Raw genomic sequence first — 20,405 nt, 5'->3', positions numbered from 1 at the left:
ACCACCTCCACCACCAGGAGACTGCTGATGCACCAGCACGGAATCGGTGCCTGGGTGGCCAGGCGTCGGCTCAGGTCCCCGGACAAGGTCGCCCTCGTCCACGGCGCGGACGCGACCGTCACCTACGCCCAGTTCGCCGACGCGGTGGACCGGGTCTCGGCGGTGCTGCGGGGGCGTGGTGTCGGCGTCGGTGACGCCGTCGCCTACCTGGGGGAGAACAGTCCGGAGTTCCTCCAGGTGATGTTCGGGGTGGCGCAGGTCGGCGCCGTCTTCGTGCCGGTGAACACCCGGCTGGCACCTCCCGAGGTGGGTCACCTACTGACCGACAGCGCGGCCCGGGTGCTGATCCACGACCCGGAGTTCGCCGCACCGGTGGCCGCCGCCCTGCCTGCCGCGCGGCCTCCGCAGACCGTCGTCACCGGCGAGGGCACCCCGCAGCGGCCGGGCCTGACCCGGCTGACCCGGGCGGTCGACGCCGGGCACCCCGGTCCTGCCCCCACCGGCCCGGACGATCCGGCGGCGATCGTCTACACCTCGGGCACGACCGGGCGGGCCAAGGGTGCGGTGCTGACCCACGGCAACCTCACCTGGGTCGCCCTCAACTGTGTGGTCGACTACGACGTCGTCTCGACCGACGTGGCGCTGATGATCTCGCCGCTGTTCCACGTCGCCTCGCTGGGGATGGGCGCGTTGCCCGTCATCCTCAAGGGCGCCACGATGGTCGTCGAGCGGGGCTTCGAGCCGGGCCGGGCGCTCGCGCAGATCGCCAGGCACCGGGTCACCATGCTCAGCGGGGTGCCGACCACCTACCAGCTGCTGGCCGACCACCCGGACTGGGCCACGACCGACCTGTCGACGCTGGCGAAGCTCACCTGCGGTGGCTCCGCGGTGCCGACCCGCATCCTCGACGCCTACGAGGCGCGCGGCCTGTCGTTCTCCCAGGGGTACGGGATGACCGAGGCGTCGCCGGGCGTGACCGCGCTGCCACCGGCGATGACCCGGGCCAAGCAGGGCAGCGTCGGTCTGCCGCACTTCTTCACCGATTTGCGGATCACCGACCCGGGCGGGGCGGTGCTGCCCGCCGGTGAGGTGGGTCAGATCGAGGTGGCCGGGCCCAACGTCTTCCCCGGCTATCACGGGCTGCCGACGGCGACCGCCGAGGCGTTCACCGCCGACGGCTGGTTCCGCTCGGGTGACCTGGGCCGCCTCGACGACGACGGCTGCCTCCACGTCTCCGGCCGGCTCAAGGACATGATCATTTCGGGTGGTGAGAACATCTACCCGGCCGAGATCGAGCTGCTGCTCGGCGAGATCGACGGGGTGGTCTCAGCGGCGGTCATCGGGGTGCCCGACGACCGCTGGGGTGAGGTGCCGTGGGCGGTGGTGACCGTACGGGAGGGGGCGCGCGTGGACACCGCCGTCGTGCGGGCGCACCTGGACGGTCGGATCGCCCGCTACAAGCTGCCCAGGAACGTGGTCATCGTGGACGAGTTGCCGCGGACCGCGTCGGGGAAGGTGCGGAAGACGCAGCTGCGGGCGCGGTTCGCCGGCTGACCGTGGGCCGGTGGGTGACGAGGGCGGCGAACTCCGCCGTGGACGCCTCGGCCAGCGCCCGGTGCGCCCGACGGTAGGTCTGCACCGACCGGGCCGCCGGCCACTGCGCGTCCATGAACTCGGCCGGTAGCCTCGGGTCGGCCCGCAGCAGCGCCAGCCAGTCCGCCACCAGCATCGTGCGCAGGGTCAGCGCGCCCGCCGCCGCCGTGGTCGCGGCCGGGTCGGCCCACCGGTCGATGAACGCGAGGTGCTCGCGCCGGATCGCCTCGATGTCCCAGGCGGCGCGTACGCTCTCGCCGATCGGGAAGCCGGCGAGTTCGCGGGCGTGGAAGGCGACCACGGCGTGCGGGGCGAGGTCCTGGCGCAGCGGTTCCAGCGACCCGGCGAGGTCGACCTCGCCGGGGGCCAGCCACAGCCCGTCGCGGATCGGCGCGAAGCCCTCCCAGGTGAGGGTGGAGCGCAGCCGGTGCCGCAGCGTGCGCTGCCCCTCCGGAATGGAGAAGGTGACCAGGGTCCAGCCGCTGCCCTGCGGGTCGAACGGCCTCGGCCCGCGCACCCGGTACGTCGCCTCACGCAGCACCGCCGCGCCGTGCTCGGTCAGCGAGAACAACGTCTCCCGGCCGCTGCGGCCCCGGGCGAGGATGCCGCTGCGCACCAGCCGGTCGAGGGTGGCCCGGGTCGCCGGTGCGGCGACCCCGGCCCCCTCCAGCACGGTGATCAGGACACTCGCCCGGATCGGCCCGGTGTCGGCGTCGACGACGTGTTCGCCGAAGAAGGCGAGCACCAGTTGCTTCGGCTGACGCCTACCCACAGTCATCCCCTCCGACGGGTGTCGCCCGGCGCGCTCACGGCGCGGGTCGCGGGGCCACATTGTGCCCGCGTTTGGCCCGCTGGATCTCGCCGTAGACGTGTGTGCGCAGCTCGGTGAACCGGGGCAGGGCGCGGGTGGTGATCTGGTCGCGCTCGGCCGGCAGGTCGACCGCGACGTCCTCGCGGACCCGGGTCGGCGCGTGGGACAACACGAGCACCCGTTGCCCGAGGTAGACCGACTCGTCGATGTCGTGGGTGACGAACAGCACCGAGATCCCGCGCCGGGCGTGCAGCTCACGCACCAGGTCCTCCAGGTCGGCCCGGGTCTGCGCGTCCACCGCGGCGAACGGTTCGTCCATGATCAGGACCTCGGGCTGGTACGCCACCGCCCGCGCGATCGCCACCCGCTGCTGCATCCCGCCGGAGAGCTGCCACGGGTGGCTGCGGGCGGCGTGCGCCAGACCCACCGCGTCGAGCGCGTCGGCGACCAGGGTGTCCCGCTGCGCGCGGGAGAGCTTCTTGTGCCGCAGCGGCAGCTCGACGTTGCCGCGCACCGTCAGCCACGGGTAGAGGCTGCGGCCGTACTCCTGGAACACCACGGCCATGGCGGGGCTGGGGCCGGTCACCGGCGTCCCGTGCATCTCGACCACACCGCCGGTGGGGCGCAGCAGGCCGGCGAGGCACTTCAGCAGGGTGGTCTTGCCGCACCCGGACGGTCCGACGATGCAGACGAGTTCGCCGGCGTCCATCGTGAAGCTGAGGTCCCCGATCGCCTCGACGTCGCCGGTGGGGGACTCGTAGACCTTGCGTAGCTGCTCCACCCGCAGCAGGGTGCCCCGGTCAGGCACGGTTGACCTCCCTGATTCCGTGGTACCAGCGCAGCACGCGCCGTTCGACGAGCCCGAAGACGACGGCGAGGAGCACGCCGACCCCGCCGAGCAGCAGGATGCCGCTCCACATCTCGGCGATGAGGTAGTTGCGTTGGAAGTAGGCGATCCGGTAACCCAGCCCGGCCGACGAGGCGAACATCTCGGAGATGACCATCAGGATGAGCGCGACCGAGAGGGCCTGCCGCACACCGGCCATGATCCGGGGGCTGGCGGCGGGGAGGACCAGGAACCACAGCCGCTCCCACCAGGTGACCCGGAACGACCGCGCGGTCTGCGTCAGCACGCTGTCGATGCCCCGGACCCCCTCGATCGTGTTCAGCAGGATCGGCCAGACCGCGCCGGAGACGATCACCACGACCTTCATGGTGTCGGTGATCCCGAGCAGGATCATCATCACCGGGATCAGCACCGGCGGCGGGATCGCCCGGAGGAACTCCAGCAGCGGTTCGAGCAGTTCCCGCAGCCACGGGGTCAGGCCGATGACGGTGCCGGCGGCGATGCCGAGCACGGTCGACGCGGCGACGCCGAGGCCGAGGCGGGCGAGGCTGGGCAGCACGTCCTCGACGAACGCCGGCCCGATCCAGGTGTCGACGAAGGCGTCGGCGATCGTCACCGGGTCGGGGAAGAACCGGCTCGTCGTCCTGGTCGCCACCAGGCCCCACAGCACCAGCAGCAGCACCGGCAGCCCGAGCGTGTGCAGCACACCCACCGCGGTGCGGTGACCGACCGCGCGGCGGCGCGGTGGGGCCACCGTCCTCCCCGGGTACGCGGTCACAGCGCCCGCTCCCCACGGACGGACTCGTGCCAGGACAACGTCCGCCGCTCGACGAACCGGAACACGAGGTTCACCGCCAGCCCGAGCAGTCCGGTGACCACGACGAGGGCGTACAGGCCGACGGCGTCGCCGGCGGAGCGGGACAGCTCGATCATGCGGCCGAGGCCCGGGTTGCCGATCACCATCTCCGCGGTGACGGCCAGGATGAGCGCCACCGCCGCCGCCAGCCGCAGGCCGGTCAGCAGGTACGGCAGGGTGGTCGGCAGGACGAGGTGCGTCCACCGTTCCCAGCGGCGCAGGCCGAAGCTGAGCGCGGTGTCCCGGGCGACCGTGTCGACGTCGGCGACCCCGTAGATCACCTGCACGAACACCTGCCAGAACGACGCGTAGACGATGATGACCAGGGCGGCCTGCCGTTGGATGCCGAACATCAGCACGGCGAGCGGGATGAGGGCGACCGACGGGATGGGGCGCAGGAACTCGACCGTCGTGTGGGTGGCCCGCCGTAGGAACGGCACCAGGCCGACGACCGTACCGAGACCGACGGCGGCGATCGTCGCCACCGTCAGGCCGATCGCCCAGGAGGTCATGGTGCTGCCCAGCCGCCGCCAGAACGCGAGGTCGACGAGTTGTTCGGACAGCCGGGCGAGCACGTCCGTCACGTAGGGCAGGTACTGCGGGTCGATCAGGCCGAGTGCCGGGACGCTCTGCCAGACGGCGAGGAACCCGGCCAGGCCGGCGACGCCCAGCAGCGCCCTGCGTGGCGCGCGGGGGCGTCGGGTGGGGGGCAGGCGCATGTCACCTCCGTGGTCGCGGGGGGCGCGGCCGGCCCGTCCCGGTGCGTCGGCCGGGACGGGCGGTGCCGCACCGGGTCACTGCTGACGGATGAGCCGGTCGAGGTCGGGCTGCCGGTCGAGTACCCGGTACTTCTGCGCGAGTTCGGCGAGCTTCTGCAGGCTCGCCCGGTCGACGTCCCAGCCGAACGCCGGGAGCCGGACCGACTCCGCCACCGGCGGCGGCAGCTGGAGGTTGTCCTTGATGGCCTGTCGTACGGCCGGCTGGTTGGCGGGGTCCTGTGCCCACTCCAGGGTCTTCCTCATCGCCGCGGAGAAGTCCTCGACCAGCTTGGCGTCCTTGTCGGTGCGGGCGGTCGTGGTGATCGTGGTGAGGGTGGCCAGGCCGGGGACGACCGCCTGGTAGGGGGCGACGACCAGGGTGTCGCCCCGGCTCTTGAGCTGGGTGACGAAGGGTTCGGGCACCCAGGCGGCGTCGATGTTGCCCGCCGCCAGTTGGGCCGGGGCGTCGGGGAAGGCCACCTCGACGAACTTGATCTTTTTGGGGTCGCCGCCGTCCTGCTCCACCGCCGCCATGATGGTGACGTCGCCGGCCGCGCCCAGGCTGTTGACCGCGACCCGTTTGCCGGCGAGGTCGGCCGGTCGCCTGATGCCGGACTTCGCCGAGGCGACCACGGCGTTGATGTCGTCGCCGTCGGCGTACGAGGAGGCGTAGTTGCCGATGATGACGACGCCGAGGTTCTGCAGGTCGGCGCGGAACGGGCCGAAGGGCTGGCCGATCGCGAAGTCGATGTCGCCGTTCATCAACGCCGGGATGGCCTGCGCGCCGCCCTGGGCGGGGACCACCTCGACCTGGAGCCCCCGCTCGGCGAAGATGCCCGCCTTGATGCCGCCCCACAGCGCGGCGGTCTCGGTGATCGGCAGCGCCGCGACCCGGACCTTGCGCAGGTCGCCGGAGGTCGGCGCGGACGGGGTGGACGCGTCGGAGTCGGTACATCCGGTGAGGGCGATCGCGGTGACGGCGATCAACCCGAGAGCCATGACCTTCTTCATTGACGAGGCCCTTCCTGGGCGGGGGTGGTGGGGTGCGTCGGAAGCCGGCGGGATGCCTCGGATCTGCGGGGGACGACCGCTGCGTGAGGGGCGTACGCCGCTGTGTTGGCCATGGTCAGCCACCCCGGCATCGAAAGTCAAGAATTTCTGACGCCCGTCATGGATAAGTTGAACGACGGTGCGTCATGGTGGCGTCGCCCCCGTCGCACCTGACGGCAGGGGCGTCGCGGGGTGCCCACCACCCCGGGCTGAGCTGCGGTCCGGGCCGGTCAGACCTCGGGCAGGCCCACGTAGTTCTCGGCCAGGCTCGTCGCGTAGGCGCGGGAGGTGGCGGCGTACCGCAGCGTCGCGGTCTGCAACTTCGCCTCGTACGGGTCGTCGTGCGCCAACCGGTGCAGCATCGAGGTCATCCACCAGGAGAAGTGCTGCGCCCGCCACACCCGGCGCAGCGCGGTGGTCGAGTAGCCGGTCAGCAGGTCGGTGCGGCCCTGGTCGTACCACGCGGCGAACGCATCGCCGAGCAGCGCGACGTCGGCCAGCGCCAGGTTCATGCCCTTCGCCCCGGTCGGCGGGACGATGTGCACGGCGTCCCCGGCCAGATACAGCCGCTCCCACTGCATCGGCTCCACCACGAAGCTGCGCATCGGGGTGATGGACTTCTCCAGCACCGGTCCCTCGGTGAGCGACCAGCCCGGCACCGTCTCCAGCCGGACCCGCAGCTCCGCCCAGATCCGCTCGTCCGGCCACGCGGCGAGGTCCTCGTCGGGGGCGACCTGGAGGTAGAGCCGGGAGACCTGCGGTGAGCGCATGCTGTAAAGGGCGAAACCCCGCTCGTGGTGGGCGTAGACGAGTTCCTCCACGGCCGGCGCGGCGGCGGCGAGCACCCCCAGCCAGGCGAACGGGTACGCCCGTTCGTAGCTGGTCAGCACCCCGTCGGGCACCGCGCCCCGGCTCACCCCGTGGAACCCGTCGCAGCCGGCCACGAAGTCGCAGCGCAGCTCCTCCTCGCGGCCGTCGCGTCGGTAGTGGACCACCGGGTCGGGGGAGTCGAGCCCGTCGAGCCGGGTCACCTCGGCGTCGAACAGGATCGTGCCGCCGGCCGCGAGGCGGGCGGCGATCAGGTCCTTGACCACCTCCTGCTGCCCGTAGACGGTGATCGCCCGCCCGGTCAGTTCGGTCATCGGCACCCGGTGCGACTCCCCGGCGAAGCGCAGCTCGATGCCCTCGTGCCGCAGCCCCTCGCGGAGCAGCCGCTCGCCGAGGCCGGTGCGACAGAGCAGGTCGACCGAGCCCTGTTCGAGCACCCCGGCGCGCAGCCGCTGCTCGACGTGCTCGCGGCTGCGGCTCTCCAGCACCACCGAGGCGATGCCCTGCCGGTGCAGCAGGTGCGACAGCATGAGTCCCGCCGGCCCGGCGCCGACGATGCCGACCTGGGTACGCATCCCGGTCCGTCCTTCCTGGACGCCTGACCGCCACCTGGCTCCGGTCACGGGCCGCCGACGGTGTTCGCTGACCGAACGGGTGTTCTCTTCTAGAACGTTGGCACGTGCCCCGGCTCCCGTCAACGCCCTGCCCGGACGCCTGTCGACCGGCGCCGGGGGCGAGGCAGGACATTGACGGATGTCGCCGCCGGCCGTACGTTCGACATGAGCACGAAAGTCCGCATGGCGAACACCAGTCCGAGGCGAGGTGGCAGGCCCATGGCGAAGCTCGTCCCGCTGGCCGACGCCGTGGCGGAGTTGGTGCACGACGGCGACGTGGTGGCCCTGGAAGGGTTCACCCACCTCATCCCGTTCGCCGCCGGTCACGAGATCATCCGCCAGCGACGCCGGGAGCTGACCCTGGCGCGGATGACCCCCGACGTCATCTACGACCAGCTCATCGGGGCGGGATGTGCCCGCCGCCTGGTCTTCTCCTGGGGCGGCAACCCGGGAGTCGGTTCGCTGCACCGGTTCCGCGACGCCGTGCAGCACGCCTGGCCGGGTCCGCTGGAGCTGGAGGAGCACAGCCACGCCGGGATGGCCAACCGCTACGTGGCCGGCGCGTCCGGGCTGCCGTTCGCCGTGCTGCGCGGCTACACCGGCACCGACCTGCCCCGGCACACGGCCAACATCCGGCCGGTCGACTGCCCCTTCACCGGCGAGACCCTGACCGCCGTGGCGGCCCTGCGCCCCGACGTGACGGTGGTGCACGCCCAGCGCGCCGACCGGGCCGGCAACGTGCAGCTGTGGGGCATCACCGGCGTGCAGAAGGAGGCGGTGCTGGCCGCCCACCGTTCGCTGGTCACCGTCGAGGAGATCGTGGGCGAGCTGACGCCGGTGCCCGGCCAGGTGATGCTGCCCGGCTGGGCGGTCACCGCCGTCGCCGAGGTACCCGGCGGCGCGCACCCCTCCTACGCCCAGGGCTACTCGGTGCGGGACAACGACTTCTACCGGGCCTGGGACGCGGTCAGCCGGGACCGCGACACCTTCCGGGCCTGGCTCGACCGGCACGTGCACCGGGCCGGGGCGGCGGCGTGAACGCGCGGCCCGCCACCGGGCACCGACCGCGCCCCGGGGTGTCGAGGTGAGCGGCCCGCGTCCGGGCACCGACTGGACCGCCGACGAGATGATGACCGTCGCCGCCGCCCGGCAACTGCGCGACGGCACGGCCTGCTTCGTCGGGATCGGGTTGCCGAGCACCGCGGCGAACCTCGCCCGGGTCACCCACGCCCCCAACCTGGTGCTCATCTACGAGTCCGGCTGCCTCGGCGCGAAACCCGACCGGCTCCCGCTGTCCATCGGCGACGGCGTCCTCGCCGACACCGCCGACGCGGTGGTGTCGGTGCCCGAGGTGTTCAACTACTGGCTCCAACCCGGCCGGATCGACGTGGGTTTCCTCGGTGCGGCGCAACTCGACCGGTACGGCAACCTCAACACCACCGTCGTCGGCGACTACGCCACCCCGGCGGTCCGGCTGCCCGGTGCCGGTGGGGCGCCGGAGATCGCCGCCTCCTGCGGCGAGGTCGTGGTGATCGTGCGGCAGAACCGCCGTACGTTCACCGAACGGGTCGACTTCGTCACCTCCGTCGGGTACGGGACAGGGCCGGGGGACCGGGAACGGCTCGGCCTGCGCGGCGGCGGCCCCCGACTGGTGATCACCGACCTCGGGGTCCTCGAACCCGACCCGGTCAGCTGCGAGCTGACCCTGACCCGGCTGCACCCCGGCGTGACCCGGGAGCAGGCGCGGGCGGCGACCGGCTGGGACCTCGCCGTCGCCGACCCGCTGACCACCAACGACCCGCCGACGGCCCACGAGTTGGCGGTGCTGCGCGCGCTGGAGGCGACCAGGCACGGCACCCCTGCCGACCGGCCACCGGCCCCAGGCCCGACCGTCTGACGGGAGACGACGATGACCGAGGACACCGCCCATCGGGCCGGCAGGGCGCCCGTGCTGCCGGCGTACCGGCGTGACGACGTCGACGTCCACCCGCCCCTGCTCAGCCCCGACTACCGGTCGACGGTGGCGCGGGCACCACGGCGACCCCTGGCCCACCTGCCGCAGCGGCTGACCGAGGTCACCGGGCCGCTGCTGGGCCACGACCGGGTCGGTGACCTCGACCACGACCTGACCCGCCAGCACGACGGGCCACCGCAGGGGCAGCGGATCATCGTGCACGGCCGGGTCCGCGACGGCGACGGCCGCCCGGTGCCCCACACACTGGTGGAGATCTGGCAGGCCAACGCCGCCGGACGCTACCGCCACACCAGCGACACCTGGCCGGCCCCGCTCGACCCGCACTTCGACGGCGTGGGACGCACGCTCACCGACGACCAGGGACGGTACCGGTTCGTCACCGTGCAGCCCGGGGCCTACCCCTGGCGCAACCACGACAACGCCTGGCGGCCGGCGCACATCCACTTCTCCCTCTTCGGCCGGGCGTTCACCCAACGCCTGGTCACCCAGATGTACTTCCCCGGCGACCCGCTCTTCTTCCAGGACCCGGTGCTGCACTCCGTCCGTGACCCCGCCGCCCGGCAACGGCTGATCGCCCGGTACGACCACGCCGGCACCGAGCCGGAGTGGGCGCTGGCCTACGCGTTCGACATCGTGCTGCGGGGCCGGGAGGACACCCCCTTCGAGGACGGCGACGACGATGCGTGACCGGCTGGGCGTCACCCCCGCGCAGACCGTCGGGCCGTACCTGAGCATCGGGCTGCGCTGGCCCGACGGCCCGTACGTCGTCCCCGACGGCACCCCCGGCGCATTCTGGATCCGGGGCCGGATCGTCGACGGCACCGGAGCGCCGGTGGTCGACGCGCTGGTGGAGAGTTGGCAGGCCGACCCGGACGGCCGGTTCGACCATCCGGACGACCCGCGTGGGGCCCGGCCACCGGCGCTCGCCGGGTTCCGGGGATTCGGGCGCAGCGAGACCGACGACCAGGGGTGCTACCGGCTGCTCACCGTCCGACCGGGGGCGTTGCCCGACCCGGACGGCGGCGTCGAGGCACCGCACCTGACCCTGTCGGTCCTCGGCCGGGGGCTGCTGCACCGCCTGGTCACCCGGCTCTACTTCCCCGACGAGCCGGCGGCGAACGCCACCGACCCGGTGCTGACCGGCATCGACCCCGACCGCCGCGACACCCTGCTGGCCGCTGCCGCGCCGGACGGGTTCCGCTTCGACATCCACCTGCAGGGTGACCGTGAGACCGTCTTCTTCGCCCTCTGACGGCCTGCTCTCCGGCCTGTCCGGCAACCCGGACGTGGACGGCGAACTCGACGATCCGGCCCTGCTGCGGGCGCTGCTCGACGCGGAGGCCGCACTCGCCCGGGCCGGTGCGGACGCCGGGGTGCTGCCGGCACGGGCGGCCGACGCGATCGTCGCCCGCTGCCACGCCGAGCGGTACGACCCGGCGGCACTCGGCCGGGCCGCCGACGCCGCCGGAAACCCGGTCGTCCCGCTCGTGCGGGAGTTGACCGCCGCCGTGCCCGGGCCCGCCCGGGGGTGGGTGCACCACGGAGCGACCAGCCAGGACATCATGGACACCGCGCTGAGCCTGGTCGTCGTCCGGGCACTCGGACCGGTGCTGCGCCACCTCGACGAGGCCGTCGCCGCCGCCGCCCGGCTCGCCGACACCCACCGCGACACCGTGCTGGTCGGCCGGACCCTCGGACAGCAGGCGGCACCCACCACGTTCGGGCTCACCGCCGCCGGCTGGCTGACCGGCCTCACGCAGGCCCGTGACCGGCTCCGACAGGCCGGCGACGGGCAGCCCGCCCAACTCGGCGGTGCGGTCGGCACCCTGGCCGCACTCGGCCCGGCCGGCCCCGAGATCGCCGCCCGGTTCGCCGTCCGGCTGGGGCTGCCCGCGCCCGCGCTGCCCTGGCACACCCGCCGACAACCCCGCCTCGACCTGGCCGCCGCCCTCGGGGGCCTACTCACGGCCACCGGCAAGGTGGCGCTCGACGTCGGGCTGCTCGCCCGAACCGAGGTCGGTGAGGTCGCCGAGGGCGGCACCGGCCGGGGCGGCTCCTCGGCCATGCCGCACAAACGCAACCCGGTGGACTCGATCCTGATCGGTGCCGCCGCGCGCCGTGGTCCGGGCCTCGTCGCCACGTTGTACGCCGCAGCGGTGCAGGAGCACGAGCGGGCCGCCGGTGGCTGGCACGCCGAATGGGAGCCGCTGCGCGACCTGCTGCACCTGGCCGGCGGCGCCGGCGGCCGGTGCGCCCGGCTGCTGGCCGGGCTGCGGGTCGATCCCGGGCGGATGCGGGCGAACCTCGACGCGACCGGTGGGCGGGTGCTCGCCGAGGCCGTCGCCGCCCGGCTGGCCCCCGCCGTCGGCCGCGACGTCGCGCACGACCTGGTCGCCCGCGCCGCCGCCGCACCCGCGTTCCGCGCCGCGCTGCTCGCCGACCCCGAGATCCGCGCCCACCTGTCCGGGACGGAGATCGACGAGGCGCTCGACCCGTACCGCTGGCTCGGGTCGGCCGGCGTGTTCGTCGACCGGGCGTTGGCCGCCGCCCGGGCAGCGCAGGCATGACCGCCCGGCTGCACCTCACCGTCGACGGTCCGGCCACCGCGCCGGTGCTGCTGCTCGGCGGCTCGCTCGGCACCACCGCCGCGATGTGGGAACCCCAGGTCCCGGCGTTGGCCGAGCGGTTTCGGGTCATCCGGTACGACCACCTGGGCCACGGTCGGTCGGCGGTGCCGGCCGGGCCGTACACCTTGGATCTGCTGGGCCGGGAACTGCTGCGGACGCTGGACCGTCTCGACGTGCCGTGGGTCCACTACGCGGGGTTGTCCCTCGGCGGCATGGTCGGCATGTGGCTCGCCGCCCACGCGCCCGACCGGGTGCGGCGGCTGGCCCTGCTGTGCACCTCGGCGTGGCTCGGCCCGGCCGGGCCGTGGCGGGAACGGGCGGCGACGGTGCGCGCCGGTGGCCTGCCGGCGATCGCCGACGCGGTGGTGGCCCGCTGGTTCACCCCGGCGTTCGCCACCGCCCGGCCGGACGTGGTGGCCGCGCACCGCACCATGCTGACCGCGACCTCCCCGGCCGGATACGCGGCCTGCTGCGAGGCGATCGCCGCGATGGACCTGCGCCCCGAACTGGGCCGGATCGTCACACCGACCCTGGTCGTCGCGGGCGCGGACGACCCGGCCACCCCGGTGGCGTGCGCCCGGGAGATCGTCGGACGCGTCCCCGGTGCGCGGTTGGTCGTCCTCGACGCCGCGGCGCACCTGGCCAACGTCGAGCAACCCGCGCGGGTGGGCCGACTGCTGCGGGAACACTTCGAGGAACCGGGTGGATGATGGACGACCACGAGCGGCACGAGGCCGGCATGACGGTACGCCGGCAGGTGCTCGGCGACGCGCACGTCGACCGCGCGGTCGCCGGCACCGACGGGTTCACCGCCGACTTCCAGGACTTCATCACCCGCTACGCCTGGGGGGAGGTGTGGACCCGGCCCGGCCTCGACCGGCGTACCCGCAGCTGCATCACCCTCGCCGTGCTCGCCGCCCTGCGCCACGAGGAGGAGTTGGCGATGCACGTACGGGCCGCGCTGGGCAACGGGCTGACCGAACAGGAGGTGGCGGAGGTCCTGCTCCAGGTGGGCGTCTACGCTGGCGTACCGGCGGCGAACCGGGCGTTCACGGTGGCCCGGGAGGCCCTGCGGCGGGAGGCTGGGTGAGGTGGGCGGTCAGGCGGCACGGTCACCGGAGTTCGTGCAGTCGTTGGAGCGTGGGCTCGCGGTGATCCGGGCGTTCGACGCCGAGCATCCGCAGCTCACCCTGAGCGACGTGGCCCGCCGCACCGGGCTGACCCGGGCCGCGGCCCGCCGGTTCCTGCTCACCCTGGTCGAGCTGGGGTACGTGCACACCGACGGCCGGCTGTTCTCGCTGCGGGCGCGGATCCTCGCCCTCGGCTACGCCTACCTGTCCGGCCTGGGCCTGCCCGAGATCGCCCAACCGCACATGGAAGCGCTGGTCGCGCAGGTGCACGAGTCCTGCTCGGTGTCGGTGCTCGACGGCGAGGAGGTGGTCTACGTCGCCCGGGTGCCCACCAAACGGATCATGACGGTGGGGATCAGCGTCGGCACCCGGTTCCCCGCGTACGCCACATCGATGGGTCGGGTGCTGCTCGCCGCGCAACCTTCGGACCGGCTGGACGACTACCTCGCCACCGCGCAGCTGCAACAGTTGACCCGGCGCACCGTCACCGACCCGGTGCGGTTGCGGGCCGTCCTGACGAAGATCGCCGCCCAGGGGTACGCGATCGTGGACCAGGAGTTGGAGGAGGGGTTGCGGTCGCTGGCCGCGCCGATCCACGGTGCGCACGGCGCGGTGGTCGCGGCGGTGAACCTGTCCGCCCACGCCAGCCGTGGGTCGTTCGAGCTGATCCGGCGGGAACTGCTCCCACCGCTGCTGGCCACGGCCCGGCGGATCGAGGAGGACCTGCGCGGATCGTCCTGAACCGGCCGCCACCGCCCCGGGCCCGTCGGCACCGGTGCCCTGTCGTCACTGGACCCGGTAGAGCCGGCTCGCCGGGTCCACGACGGCGGTCAACTGCCGGCCGGGCACGAGTCCCGGATCGACGGGCCGGACCGTGTCCGCCTCTAAGGGGGCGAAGCCGGGCCCGCTGATCCGCAGGCGCAGGGCGAGCCCCGGGTCCTCTCCGCCCAGGTGGTGCGCGACGGTCATTCCGGCACCCTGGAACACCGCTCGTCGTCCGGGCACCCCGTAGCGCCGTCCGTCGTCCGGGCACCCCGTAGCGCCCCCCGTCGTCCGGGCACCCGGGGGTCGTGCGGGTGGGTCGGCACCAGGCCCCGGCCCACCCGCACGGACTGCTTCCCTGGCTGCGCGACGGTCAGCTGCCGGTGCAGGTGGCGGTGGCGCCGGCGCCGGTCCCGGTGCCCTGGAACCCGAAGCTGGTGCCCTGCCCGGCGCCCAGCCGTCCGTTGTAGCTCTGGTTGGTGACGGTGATGGTGCCGCTCGTGCCGGTGGCGACGCCGTTCCACACCGAGCTGACCGCAGCGCCACCGGGCAGGGTGAGGGTGACCCGCCAGCCGGTGAGCGCGGCGGACCCGGCGGTGACGCTGACGTTGGCGACGAACCCGCCGTTCCACTGGTCCTGTATGGCGTAGACGGCGGTGCAGCCGGCCCCACCGGGCGGGGGAGTGGTGGGCGGGGGAGTCGTCGGCGGCGGGGTGGTCGGCGGGGGAGTGGTGGGTGGTGGGGTCGTGGGCGGCGGGGTGGTCGGCGGCGGGCCGTCGAGCGTCAGGTTCTTCTGCTGGACGGTCCACTGGGTGCGGCACAGCCCGCAGTTCGCGCCGACGAAGTTGCTGCCGGCGGTGGTGTCGCCCTTGAGCCGCCACTTGAGGTAGAGCACCGCCACCCGGCCGAACTCGCCCCCGTTGGGCTGGTCGTAGGTGCCGCCGTGCCCGACGTTGAGGTTGCCCATGAAGGCGGGCAGTCCGGCGGGCAGCTTGCCCCAGTCGTCGATGGCGTTGGGGTAGGCGATGTCGCTGGGCCCGCCGACGAAGTAGGCGATCGGTTTGGTGAGCCGCCGGAGCTGGTAGTCGTCGGCGTCGTTGAGCAGGCCGCTGCTGAAGATGCCGGTGGTGGTCACCCGGGGGTCGTTGGAGACGGCGTACGCCTCCAGGCCACCGCAGGAGAAGCCGGCGACGGCGACCTTGCCGGTGTCGATCCGGTTGTAGTACTTGCTGCCCTGGCGGGAGTTCTCCGCCACCGCCCAGTCGATGGACTGGGTGAGCATCTGCGAGTTGGTGGAACCGGAGGCGTTCGGGCCGCCGTTGGCGATGGCCAGGAAGCCGTGCGAGGCGATCTCGCGCAGGAAGTTGCCCTGCGAGAGACCGTTGGCCGAGCAGCCGCCGTTGCCCCACACGAGGATCGGCAGGCGTTCGGTCGGCAGTGTCTGGGGTCGGAAGATGGTGTGGTTGGGCAGGCTGGTCGCGGTTTCGTAGTCGGCGGGATAGGGCCCCGATCCGCCGACTGCGGCGTCGGCCGGCGTCGCGCCGAGGGCCATCAGCACGGCTGCTGCCGGCACCAGCGCGGCGGTCAGGCCCGCGTACAGCTTCGATCTCCTTGGCATGCACCCTCCTGCGGGTGTCGGCGGTGGCACCCCCTGCGGTGGCGGGTCTGCCGCCGGGCCCGACCAGGGTGGTCAGCGCCGGCAACGGGCGGGCCGACGTGGACGCGTCGACCGGCCGGCCGCAGTCCCCACAGGCGGTCGCGGTATGCAGTTACTATCACTGCGGTAACGAAAAGTGTCAATGTCTTGCCCGTCTGGCGGACCGGTCCGACGCCGTCCGTGCGTTGCCGGCCGGGGCACAGCCGCACCCCCGGCGTCAGCCGGTGCGGCGGAGGGCTCCGCACGAGCCGCCGGTCGGCTCCGGGCGGGCGGCGTCGCGGGCGGCGTGGAAGTGGGTGATCCACCCGGCGGCGTCCGGCCAGTGCGGGGTGGTCACCTCGACCAGGCGGGCCTGGGCGAGTGCGCCGAGCCCCGCGTGGATGTCCAGGAAGGTCTCCCGGGCCTGCTGGCGGGGCCAGGGCGTCGGCAGCAGGTGCGTGGGCAGGTCCGGGTCGGTGTCGGCGAACCTGCGCCAGGAGTCCATCGCGGAGGTCCGCGCCACCAGCGCCGTGGCCGGGTCGACCGTGCCCCGGCGGGCGGCCACCCGCAACGGCGCGAACCGCGCGACGAAGGCCGCGTAGCCGGCGGCCAGCCCGGTCAGGTCGTACGCCGCAGCCGGGCCGTGCGGGCCGGCCTCCTCGTCGAAGCGGACGTGCAGCACCGACCAGCGGGCCCCCTCGACGGGGTGCAGCAGCGCCTCCAGCTCCGCCCTGACCGGTGCGGCGTGACTGCCCGGCGTGATCCACACGCTGTCGTAGAGCCGCACGAAACCGTGCGCGGTCAACGCCCGGCGCACCGTGTGCCGGGCCGCCTGGCCGCAGCTGGGGAGAGAGAAGGAGACCTGCACCCAGTCCCCGGTCCAGGGCGGCGGCTGCGCGCCGAAGTCCAGGAAGTGCCGCATCCGGGAGCGGTGTCGGGCGATCGCCGCAGGTGTGAGGTGGTAGACCGGCGGCCGGGTGTCGCCCCGGATCGCGATCAGGCCCCGCTTGACCAGCCGGGACAGGGCGGCCCGGGCGCTGGGCTCGGTGACCCCGAACTCCCGCAGCATCGCGATGACCGCCCCCGACGGCAGGTCGGCCACCGCGGAGTCGAGGTATTCGCCGAGCAGGGTGGCCAGCAGGTGCTGCGGGCTCGACCCGTGCTGGGCCCGGGGGGTGCGGACGTCGTCGACGGGCTGTTCGGCGTTCACCCCGTCAGATTGCCGCACCGCCGGACGTTCGACGCCGCTGGCCGGCCCGGCGGCTCACCCGGTCGCCGGGCCGCCCTGCCCCGCCGGGAGGCCCGGGGCCGCCGCGCCGGTGGCCGGCTCACCCGGTCCGGCGGCTGCGGGTCAGCGCCAGCCCGCCCAGCCCGACGGCGAGTAACCCCAGCACCAGGGCCAGGTAACCGCCGCCGCGCCCGTTGCCGGTGCCGATGCCGCTGTCCGAAGTGGCCACCACCAGAGCGCCCAGGGCCATGCCGACCACCCCTGCCGTCAGGGCCAGGACGGCGCCGCGCCGTCCGCCGCCGGGCCGGACGGTGGGCCGGCCCAGCGCCAGCCCGCCGATGACCAGCCCGGCCAGACCCAGTAGCGCGGCGAGCGTCGCCCCGAGTCGCCCGGCGCTCATGGTGGTGACGCCGACGGCGGCCTGCCGCGCCGAGGGGTGCGCCGATGCCGGGGCGGCGAACCAGGTCCCGCCGAGAACGGCGGCGGTGACGGTCGTCGACACCAGTCGGGACGCCCGGGAATTGCCTGCTGCACGCATGATGATGCTCCTCTGTCCACGACGCGTGGTCCCGCGCGCCGGTCTCCCCGATCATGTCGCCGGGCCCGGCCGTCGTCGTCCGGCGAACGTGGACGGTTCGCACTGCCGCCGGGGCGTACCCGGGCACCGCCGACGCGGTAGGGGTACCGCGTCCGTGGTAGCCCCCGGGTCGTCCGCCAGCAGGACCCGCCGGGCGGCGGCACCCGGTTAGGGTGCGCGGATGAGCACAGCACGCCGCGGTGTCCGGGACTGGGCGATCGCCGGCGCGGTGGCGGTCACGCTGGTGGTCGCCGGGCTGGCCGGTCATTCCGGCGACCCGGGTCGCTCCCCGGTCGGTTACGCGTTGCTGGCGGCCGGTGGCCTGACCCTCGCCGCCCGCCGCCGCGCCCCGGTCGCCGTGCTGGTCGGCACCGGGGTGTGCGCGGTGGGGTGCCAGGCGGCCGGCTTCGACGTGCCCGCCGTCGCCTTCCTGTTCGCCGTGTACGCCGCCGTCCGGGCGGGGCACCGCACGGCCACGGTGGTGGCGGCGGTGACGATGCTGGTGGCGCTGCCGCTGGTGGTTCTCGGCCCGCCGCAGCAACTGGCCCTGGGCGCGGCTCTCGCCCGGTCCCGGGGGGTGCTCGAACTGGCCTGGCTGGTCGCCGCCGGTGCGGCGGGGGAGGCGTTGCGGCAGGCCGAGCGGCGGGCGGACGAGGCCGAGCGTACCCGGGAGGAGACCGCACGGCGTCGGGCCGACGAGGAGCGACTGCACATCGCGCGGGAGCTGCACGACTCGCTCACCCACCAGATATCGGTCATCAAGGTGCAGTCCGAGGTGGCCGTGCACCTGGCCCGCAAGCGCGGCGAGGAGGTGCCGGAGGCCCTGCTGGCGATCCGGGCGGCCGGTCGGGAGGCGACCCGGGAGCTGCGGGCCACTCTGGAGGTGCTACGGGACGACGGTGGGTCCACGCCGCGCGGTCTCGACTACGTCCCGGAACTGGTGCGTCAGGCCCGGGCAGCCGGGCTGGACACCACACTGACCGTCGGGGGAGACCCGCACGACGTTCCGACGGCGGTCGGTCGGACGGCGTACCGGATCGTCCAGGAGTCCCTCACCAACGTCACCCGGCATGCCGCCGCCGCCACGGCGTCGGTCCGGATCGACTACCGTCCGGGTGCGCTGGCCATCCAGGTCGACGACGACGGCAGCGCCCTCCCGACCGGCGTGCCGACGCGCGGCGTCGGACTGCTCGGCATGCGTGAACGGGTGGCCGCGCTCGGCGGCCGGCTGCGCGCCGGACCGCGCGGGGACGGCGGGTTCACCGTCCGCGCCGAGCTTCCCACGGGTGGCACGCCGTGATCCGGGTCCTGCTGGTCGACGACCAACCGCTGCTGCGTAGCGGCTTCCGTGCGTTGCTCGACATGGAGGACGACATCGAGGTGGTGGGGGAGGCCGCCGACGGTGTGGCGGCGGTGACGCTCGCCCGCCGGCACCGGCCGGACATCGCGCTGCTCGACATCCAGATGCCGGTGATGGACGGCATCGAGGCGACCCGGCGCATCGTCGCGGACCCGACCCTGACCGGGGTGCACGTGGTCATCCTGACCAACTACGGCCTGGACGAGTACGTCTTCGACGCGTTACGCGCCGGTGCGGCCGGGTTCCTGGTCAAGGACGTCGTGCCGGAGGACTTCCTGCACGCCGTCCGGGTCGCCGCTCGGGGTGACGCCCTGCTCGCGCCGTCGATCACCCGCAGACTCATCGACCGGTACGTCGCCGCCCGCCCCCGGGTCCACGCCGGCGTCGGGTTGGCCGGGCTGACCGGCCGGGAGCGCGAGACCGTCGTCCTGGTCGCGCGGGGGCTGTCCACCGCGGAGATCGCCGCCCGGTTGGTGATCAGCCCGTTGACCGCGAAGACCCACATCAACCGGGCGATGACCAAGCTCCACGCCCGCGACCGGGCCCAACTGGTGATCATCGCCTACGAGTCCGGCCTGGTCGCCCCCGGCGGAGGATGAGCGCCACGGCGGCCCGGGTGTGACGTACGGGCGGGGCCGGGAGGGTGGCGGGTCGGGGCACCGGTCGGCCTCGCGGCGTGCCCGGTGGGCCGTGACATGATGACGCCCATGGGCAAGCAGCAGGACGTCGGCGGGACCGACCGTCGCAGTGGGTCGGGTGCCGCGGCGCAGGAGGCGACGGACGGTGGGGTCGAGGGCCGGCTCGCCCTCGCGCAGGACCCCGGCACGGCCCATCTGACCCTGATCGACCTGGCCGCCGACCCGTCGCCGGTGGTCCGCCGGGCGGTAGCCACCCGGGCCGACGCGCCCGCCCAGGCGCTGCGTCCGCTGACCCGCGACCCGGACCGTGAGGTGCGGGAGGCGGTGGCGAGGAACCCGGCGACCTCGATCGCCAACCTGCTGCGCCTGGTCAAGGACGCCGACCGGTGGGTCCGCTGGGCGGTCGCCGGCAATCCGGCCTGCGACGAATCGGTGCGTCGGGTGATGGCGCAGACCGCGGACAAGGAGCTGCGTGGTCTGCTCGCCGAGTCGCGGGAGCTGGAGCTGGAGCCGGAGCTGGCCGCGCGGCTGGTCGACGACGTCTCACCCGAGGTGCGGGAACGGCTCGCCACCCACACCCACGACCCCGAGGTGATCACCGCCCTGCTGGCCGATCGGACGGCCCGGGTACGCAAGGGGCTGGCCCGCAATCCGCGGACCACCGCCGTGCACCGCGGCGCGCTCGCCCGGGACCCGGTGCCGGACGTCCGCGCCGCGTTGGTGCTGACCGTCGAGTTGGACGAGGCGGATCTGCGCGACCTGGTCGACGACCGGTCGGTGCAGGTGCGGATGGCGGTGGCGACGTCGGAGTTCGTCCCGCCGCACCTGCGGCAGGTGCTCGCCGACGACCCCGACGAGATGGTGGCCGGTGCGGCCCGGGAGTTCCGCCCCGGGGCGGCGACCTCCCCGGTGGTACGCGTGCCGCGCGTCGGTCACCGGGCCGGGACGCCCGGTCGCGGCCGGTCGGGCGACGCCCGGCGCTGAGTCCGCCCGGCGCCGGGTCCGGCCCGTTCCGCCGTTCCCGCCTGCGGCGGCCCTGTGCTCCGACACCGCTGTGGTGGAGGTCGTCGGTGGTCGTGACCACGGGCGTCGCCGCCGGTATTCCCGGCGACGGC

General features: G+C 74.1%; 22 protein-coding genes. 12 read left to right on the top strand and 10 right to left on the bottom strand.

The annotated features are described in order from the left end of the window. Positions 1 to 27 precede the first annotated feature (27 nt). Positions 28 to 1,554 (top strand): long-chain fatty acid--CoA ligase, encoded by a 1,527-nt coding sequence (locus AB0C22_RS07195; protein WP_357533985.1) that lies wholly within the window; start codon positions 28 to 30, stop codon positions 1,552 to 1,554. Here the strand turns inward: AB0C22_RS07195 and AB0C22_RS07190 are convergent. From AB0C22_RS07190 to AB0C22_RS07165, 6 genes are all read right to left on the bottom strand, one after another. After that, a complete protein-coding gene (locus AB0C22_RS07190) occupies positions 1,478 to 2,371 on the bottom strand; it encodes a PaaX family transcriptional regulator C-terminal domain-containing protein (RefSeq protein WP_244253535.1) in 894 nt (297 codons plus the stop codon). The genes AB0C22_RS07195 and AB0C22_RS07190 overlap by 77 nt on opposite strands. A 28-nt stretch (positions 2,372 to 2,399) precedes the next feature. After that, positions 2,400 to 3,212, bottom strand: a complete 813-nt coding sequence (locus tag AB0C22_RS07185) for an ABC transporter ATP-binding protein (RefSeq protein WP_219460691.1) — start codon at positions 3,210 to 3,212, stop codon at positions 2,400 to 2,402. Next, positions 3,205 to 4,029, bottom strand: coding sequence for an ABC transporter permease (locus AB0C22_RS07180; RefSeq protein ID WP_357533982.1), 825 nt, complete (start codon positions 4,027 to 4,029; stop codon positions 3,205 to 3,207). The genes AB0C22_RS07185 and AB0C22_RS07180 overlap by 8 nt, the downstream gene beginning before the upstream one ends. Then, positions 4,026 to 4,826, bottom strand: coding sequence for an ABC transporter permease (locus AB0C22_RS07175; protein ID WP_357533980.1), 801 nt, complete (start codon positions 4,824 to 4,826; stop codon positions 4,026 to 4,028). The genes AB0C22_RS07180 and AB0C22_RS07175 overlap by 4 nt, the downstream gene beginning before the upstream one ends. A 75-nt stretch (positions 4,827 to 4,901) precedes the next feature. Continuing rightward, a complete protein-coding gene (locus AB0C22_RS07170; protein WP_219460699.1) occupies positions 4,902 to 5,876 on the bottom strand; it encodes an ABC transporter substrate-binding protein in 975 nt (324 codons plus the stop codon). 269 nt (positions 5,877 to 6,145) lie between these two features. After that, positions 6,146 to 7,318, bottom strand: coding sequence for a 4-hydroxybenzoate 3-monooxygenase (locus tag AB0C22_RS07165; RefSeq protein ID WP_219460702.1), 1,173 nt, complete (start codon positions 7,316 to 7,318; stop codon positions 6,146 to 6,148). A gap of 258 nt (positions 7,319 to 7,576) precedes the next feature. On the opposite strand from AB0C22_RS07165, the gene AB0C22_RS07160 reads away from it, so the two are divergent. The 8 genes from AB0C22_RS07160 (at position 7,577) to AB0C22_RS07125 (ending at position 13,830) form a co-directional block, all read left to right on the top strand. Continuing rightward, on the top strand, positions 7,577 to 8,395 hold the full coding sequence (locus tag AB0C22_RS07160) for a CoA-transferase (protein ID WP_357533978.1): 819 nt from the start codon (positions 7,577 to 7,579) through the stop codon (positions 8,393 to 8,395). 88 nt (positions 8,396 to 8,483) lie between these two features. Further along, a complete protein-coding gene (locus tag AB0C22_RS07155) occupies positions 8,484 to 9,254 on the top strand; it encodes a CoA-transferase (RefSeq protein WP_357534043.1) in 771 nt (256 codons plus the stop codon). 12 nt (positions 9,255 to 9,266) lie between these two features. Continuing rightward, the gene (gene pcaH, locus AB0C22_RS07150; RefSeq protein ID WP_219460705.1) at positions 9,267 to 10,019 is read left to right on the top strand and encodes a protocatechuate 3,4-dioxygenase subunit beta; all 753 of its coding nucleotides are present in this window, start codon (positions 9,267 to 9,269) and stop codon (positions 10,017 to 10,019) included. After that, entirely contained in the window at positions 10,012 to 10,584 is a 573-nt protein-coding gene (pcaG, locus tag AB0C22_RS07145; protein ID WP_219460707.1) for a protocatechuate 3,4-dioxygenase subunit alpha, read from the top strand. The genes pcaH and pcaG overlap by 8 nt, the downstream gene beginning before the upstream one ends. Then, positions 10,559 to 11,899 carry a 3-carboxy-cis,cis-muconate cycloisomerase gene (pcaB, locus tag AB0C22_RS07140; protein WP_357533975.1) on the top strand — a complete coding sequence of 447 codons (1,341 nt, stop codon included), beginning with the start codon at positions 10,559 to 10,561 and terminating at the stop codon, positions 11,897 to 11,899. Before pcaG ends, pcaB begins: the two co-directional genes overlap by 26 nt. Continuing rightward, on the top strand, positions 11,896 to 12,669 hold the full coding sequence (pcaD, locus tag AB0C22_RS07135; RefSeq protein ID WP_357533973.1) for a 3-oxoadipate enol-lactonase: 774 nt from the start codon (positions 11,896 to 11,898) through the stop codon (positions 12,667 to 12,669). The genes pcaB and pcaD overlap by 4 nt, the downstream gene beginning before the upstream one ends. Then, positions 12,669 to 13,049 carry a 4-carboxymuconolactone decarboxylase gene (gene pcaC / locus AB0C22_RS07130; RefSeq protein WP_219469907.1) on the top strand — a complete coding sequence of 127 codons (381 nt, stop codon included), beginning with the start codon at positions 12,669 to 12,671 and terminating at the stop codon, positions 13,047 to 13,049. The genes pcaD and pcaC overlap by 1 nt, the downstream gene beginning before the upstream one ends. A gap of 1 nt (position 13,050) precedes the next feature. Next, positions 13,051 to 13,830, top strand: coding sequence for an IclR family transcriptional regulator (locus AB0C22_RS07125; RefSeq protein WP_357533971.1), 780 nt, complete (start codon positions 13,051 to 13,053; stop codon positions 13,828 to 13,830). A gap of 45 nt (positions 13,831 to 13,875) precedes the next feature. On the opposite strand, the gene AB0C22_RS07120 is transcribed toward AB0C22_RS07125, so the two are convergent. The 4 genes from AB0C22_RS07120 to AB0C22_RS07105 form a co-directional block, all read right to left on the bottom strand. Then, positions 13,876 to 14,058 carry a hypothetical protein gene (locus AB0C22_RS07120; RefSeq protein WP_357533969.1) on the bottom strand — a complete coding sequence of 61 codons (183 nt, stop codon included), beginning with the start codon at positions 14,056 to 14,058 and terminating at the stop codon, positions 13,876 to 13,878. A 166-nt stretch (positions 14,059 to 14,224) separates the two neighbouring features. Beyond that, positions 14,225 to 15,469: a cellulose binding domain-containing protein gene (locus AB0C22_RS07115; RefSeq protein ID WP_357533967.1), complete on the bottom strand. Its 1,245-nt coding sequence runs from the start codon at positions 15,467 to 15,469 to the stop codon at positions 14,225 to 14,227. Between the two features lie 256 nt (positions 15,470 to 15,725). Next, positions 15,726 to 16,697, bottom strand: coding sequence for a PaaX family transcriptional regulator C-terminal domain-containing protein (locus tag AB0C22_RS07110; RefSeq protein WP_219460721.1), 972 nt, complete (start codon positions 16,695 to 16,697; stop codon positions 15,726 to 15,728). A 118-nt stretch (positions 16,698 to 16,815) separates the two neighbouring features. Beyond that, the gene (locus AB0C22_RS07105) at positions 16,816 to 17,253 is read right to left on the bottom strand and encodes a DUF6223 family protein (RefSeq protein WP_357533964.1); all 438 of its coding nucleotides are present in this window, start codon (positions 17,251 to 17,253) and stop codon (positions 16,816 to 16,818) included. A 220-nt stretch (positions 17,254 to 17,473) separates the two neighbouring features. Between AB0C22_RS07105 and AB0C22_RS07100 the strand changes: the two genes are divergently transcribed. From AB0C22_RS07100 to AB0C22_RS07090, 3 genes are all read left to right on the top strand, one after another. Beyond that, positions 17,474 to 18,592 carry a histidine kinase gene (locus AB0C22_RS07100; RefSeq protein ID WP_357533962.1) on the top strand — a complete coding sequence of 373 codons (1,119 nt, stop codon included), beginning with the start codon at positions 17,474 to 17,476 and terminating at the stop codon, positions 18,590 to 18,592. Next, positions 18,589 to 19,251 carry a response regulator transcription factor gene (locus AB0C22_RS07095; RefSeq protein WP_219460731.1) on the top strand — a complete coding sequence of 221 codons (663 nt, stop codon included), beginning with the start codon at positions 18,589 to 18,591 and terminating at the stop codon, positions 19,249 to 19,251. Before AB0C22_RS07100 ends, AB0C22_RS07095 begins: the two co-directional genes overlap by 4 nt. A gap of 108 nt (positions 19,252 to 19,359) precedes the next feature. Continuing rightward, positions 19,360 to 20,274 (top strand): hypothetical protein, encoded by a 915-nt coding sequence (locus AB0C22_RS07090; protein WP_357533960.1) that lies wholly within the window; start codon positions 19,360 to 19,362, stop codon positions 20,272 to 20,274. The last annotated feature ends 131 nt before the right edge of the window (positions 20,275 to 20,405 follow it).

Origin of the sequence: Micromonospora sp. NPDC048894, assembly GCF_040649765.1 — a bacterium.
Classification (GTDB): domain Bacteria; phylum Actinomycetota; class Actinomycetes; order Mycobacteriales; family Micromonosporaceae; genus Micromonospora; species Micromonospora antibiotica.
Note: the sequence above shows the minus strand (reverse complement) of the source record. Positions and strands in the feature narration are given on the sequence as shown.

What these genes read in the sequence shown, in the direction of transcription:
- AB0C22_RS07175 (WP_357533980.1), bottom strand. Translation starts at nt 4,826, where the DNA reads ATGCGCCTGCCCCCCACCCGACGCCCCCGCGCGCCACGCAGGGCGCTG.
- AB0C22_RS07105 (WP_357533964.1), bottom strand. Translation starts at nt 17,253, where the DNA reads ATGCGTGCAGCAGGCAATTCCCGGGCGTCCCGACTGGTGTCGACGACC.
- AB0C22_RS07090 (WP_357533960.1), top strand. Translation starts at nt 19,360, where the DNA reads ATGGGCAAGCAGCAGGACGTCGGCGGGACCGACCGTCGCAGTGGGTCG.
- pcaG (WP_219460707.1), top strand. Translation starts at nt 10,012, where the DNA reads ATGCGTGACCGGCTGGGCGTCACCCCCGCGCAGACCGTCGGGCCGTAC.
- pcaC (WP_219469907.1), top strand. Translation starts at nt 12,669, where the DNA reads ATGGACGACCACGAGCGGCACGAGGCCGGCATGACGGTACGCCGGCAG.
- AB0C22_RS07155 (WP_357534043.1), top strand. Translation starts at nt 8,484, where the DNA reads ATGATGACCGTCGCCGCCGCCCGGCAACTGCGCGACGGCACGGCCTGC.
- AB0C22_RS07190 (WP_244253535.1), bottom strand. Translation starts at nt 2,371, where the DNA reads ATGACTGTGGGTAGGCGTCAGCCGAAGCAACTGGTGCTCGCCTTCTTC.
- AB0C22_RS07195 (WP_357533985.1), top strand. Translation starts at nt 28, where the DNA reads ATGCACCAGCACGGAATCGGTGCCTGGGTGGCCAGGCGTCGGCTCAGG.
- pcaH (WP_219460705.1), top strand. Translation starts at nt 9,267, where the DNA reads ATGACCGAGGACACCGCCCATCGGGCCGGCAGGGCGCCCGTGCTGCCG.
- AB0C22_RS07120 (WP_357533969.1), bottom strand. Translation starts at nt 14,058, where the DNA reads ATGACCGTCGCGCACCACCTGGGCGGAGAGGACCCGGGGCTCGCCCTG.
- AB0C22_RS07160 (WP_357533978.1), top strand. Translation starts at nt 7,577, where the DNA reads ATGGCGAAGCTCGTCCCGCTGGCCGACGCCGTGGCGGAGTTGGTGCAC.
- pcaD (WP_357533973.1), top strand. Translation starts at nt 11,896, where the DNA reads ATGACCGCCCGGCTGCACCTCACCGTCGACGGTCCGGCCACCGCGCCG.
- AB0C22_RS07115 (WP_357533967.1), bottom strand. Translation starts at nt 15,469, where the DNA reads ATGCCAAGGAGATCGAAGCTGTACGCGGGCCTGACCGCCGCGCTGGTG.
- AB0C22_RS07170 (WP_219460699.1), bottom strand. Translation starts at nt 5,876, where the DNA reads ATGAAGAAGGTCATGGCTCTCGGGTTGATCGCCGTCACCGCGATCGCC.
- AB0C22_RS07100 (WP_357533962.1), top strand. Translation starts at nt 17,474, where the DNA reads ATGAGCACAGCACGCCGCGGTGTCCGGGACTGGGCGATCGCCGGCGCG.
- AB0C22_RS07165 (WP_219460702.1), bottom strand. Translation starts at nt 7,318, where the DNA reads ATGCGTACCCAGGTCGGCATCGTCGGCGCCGGGCCGGCGGGACTCATG.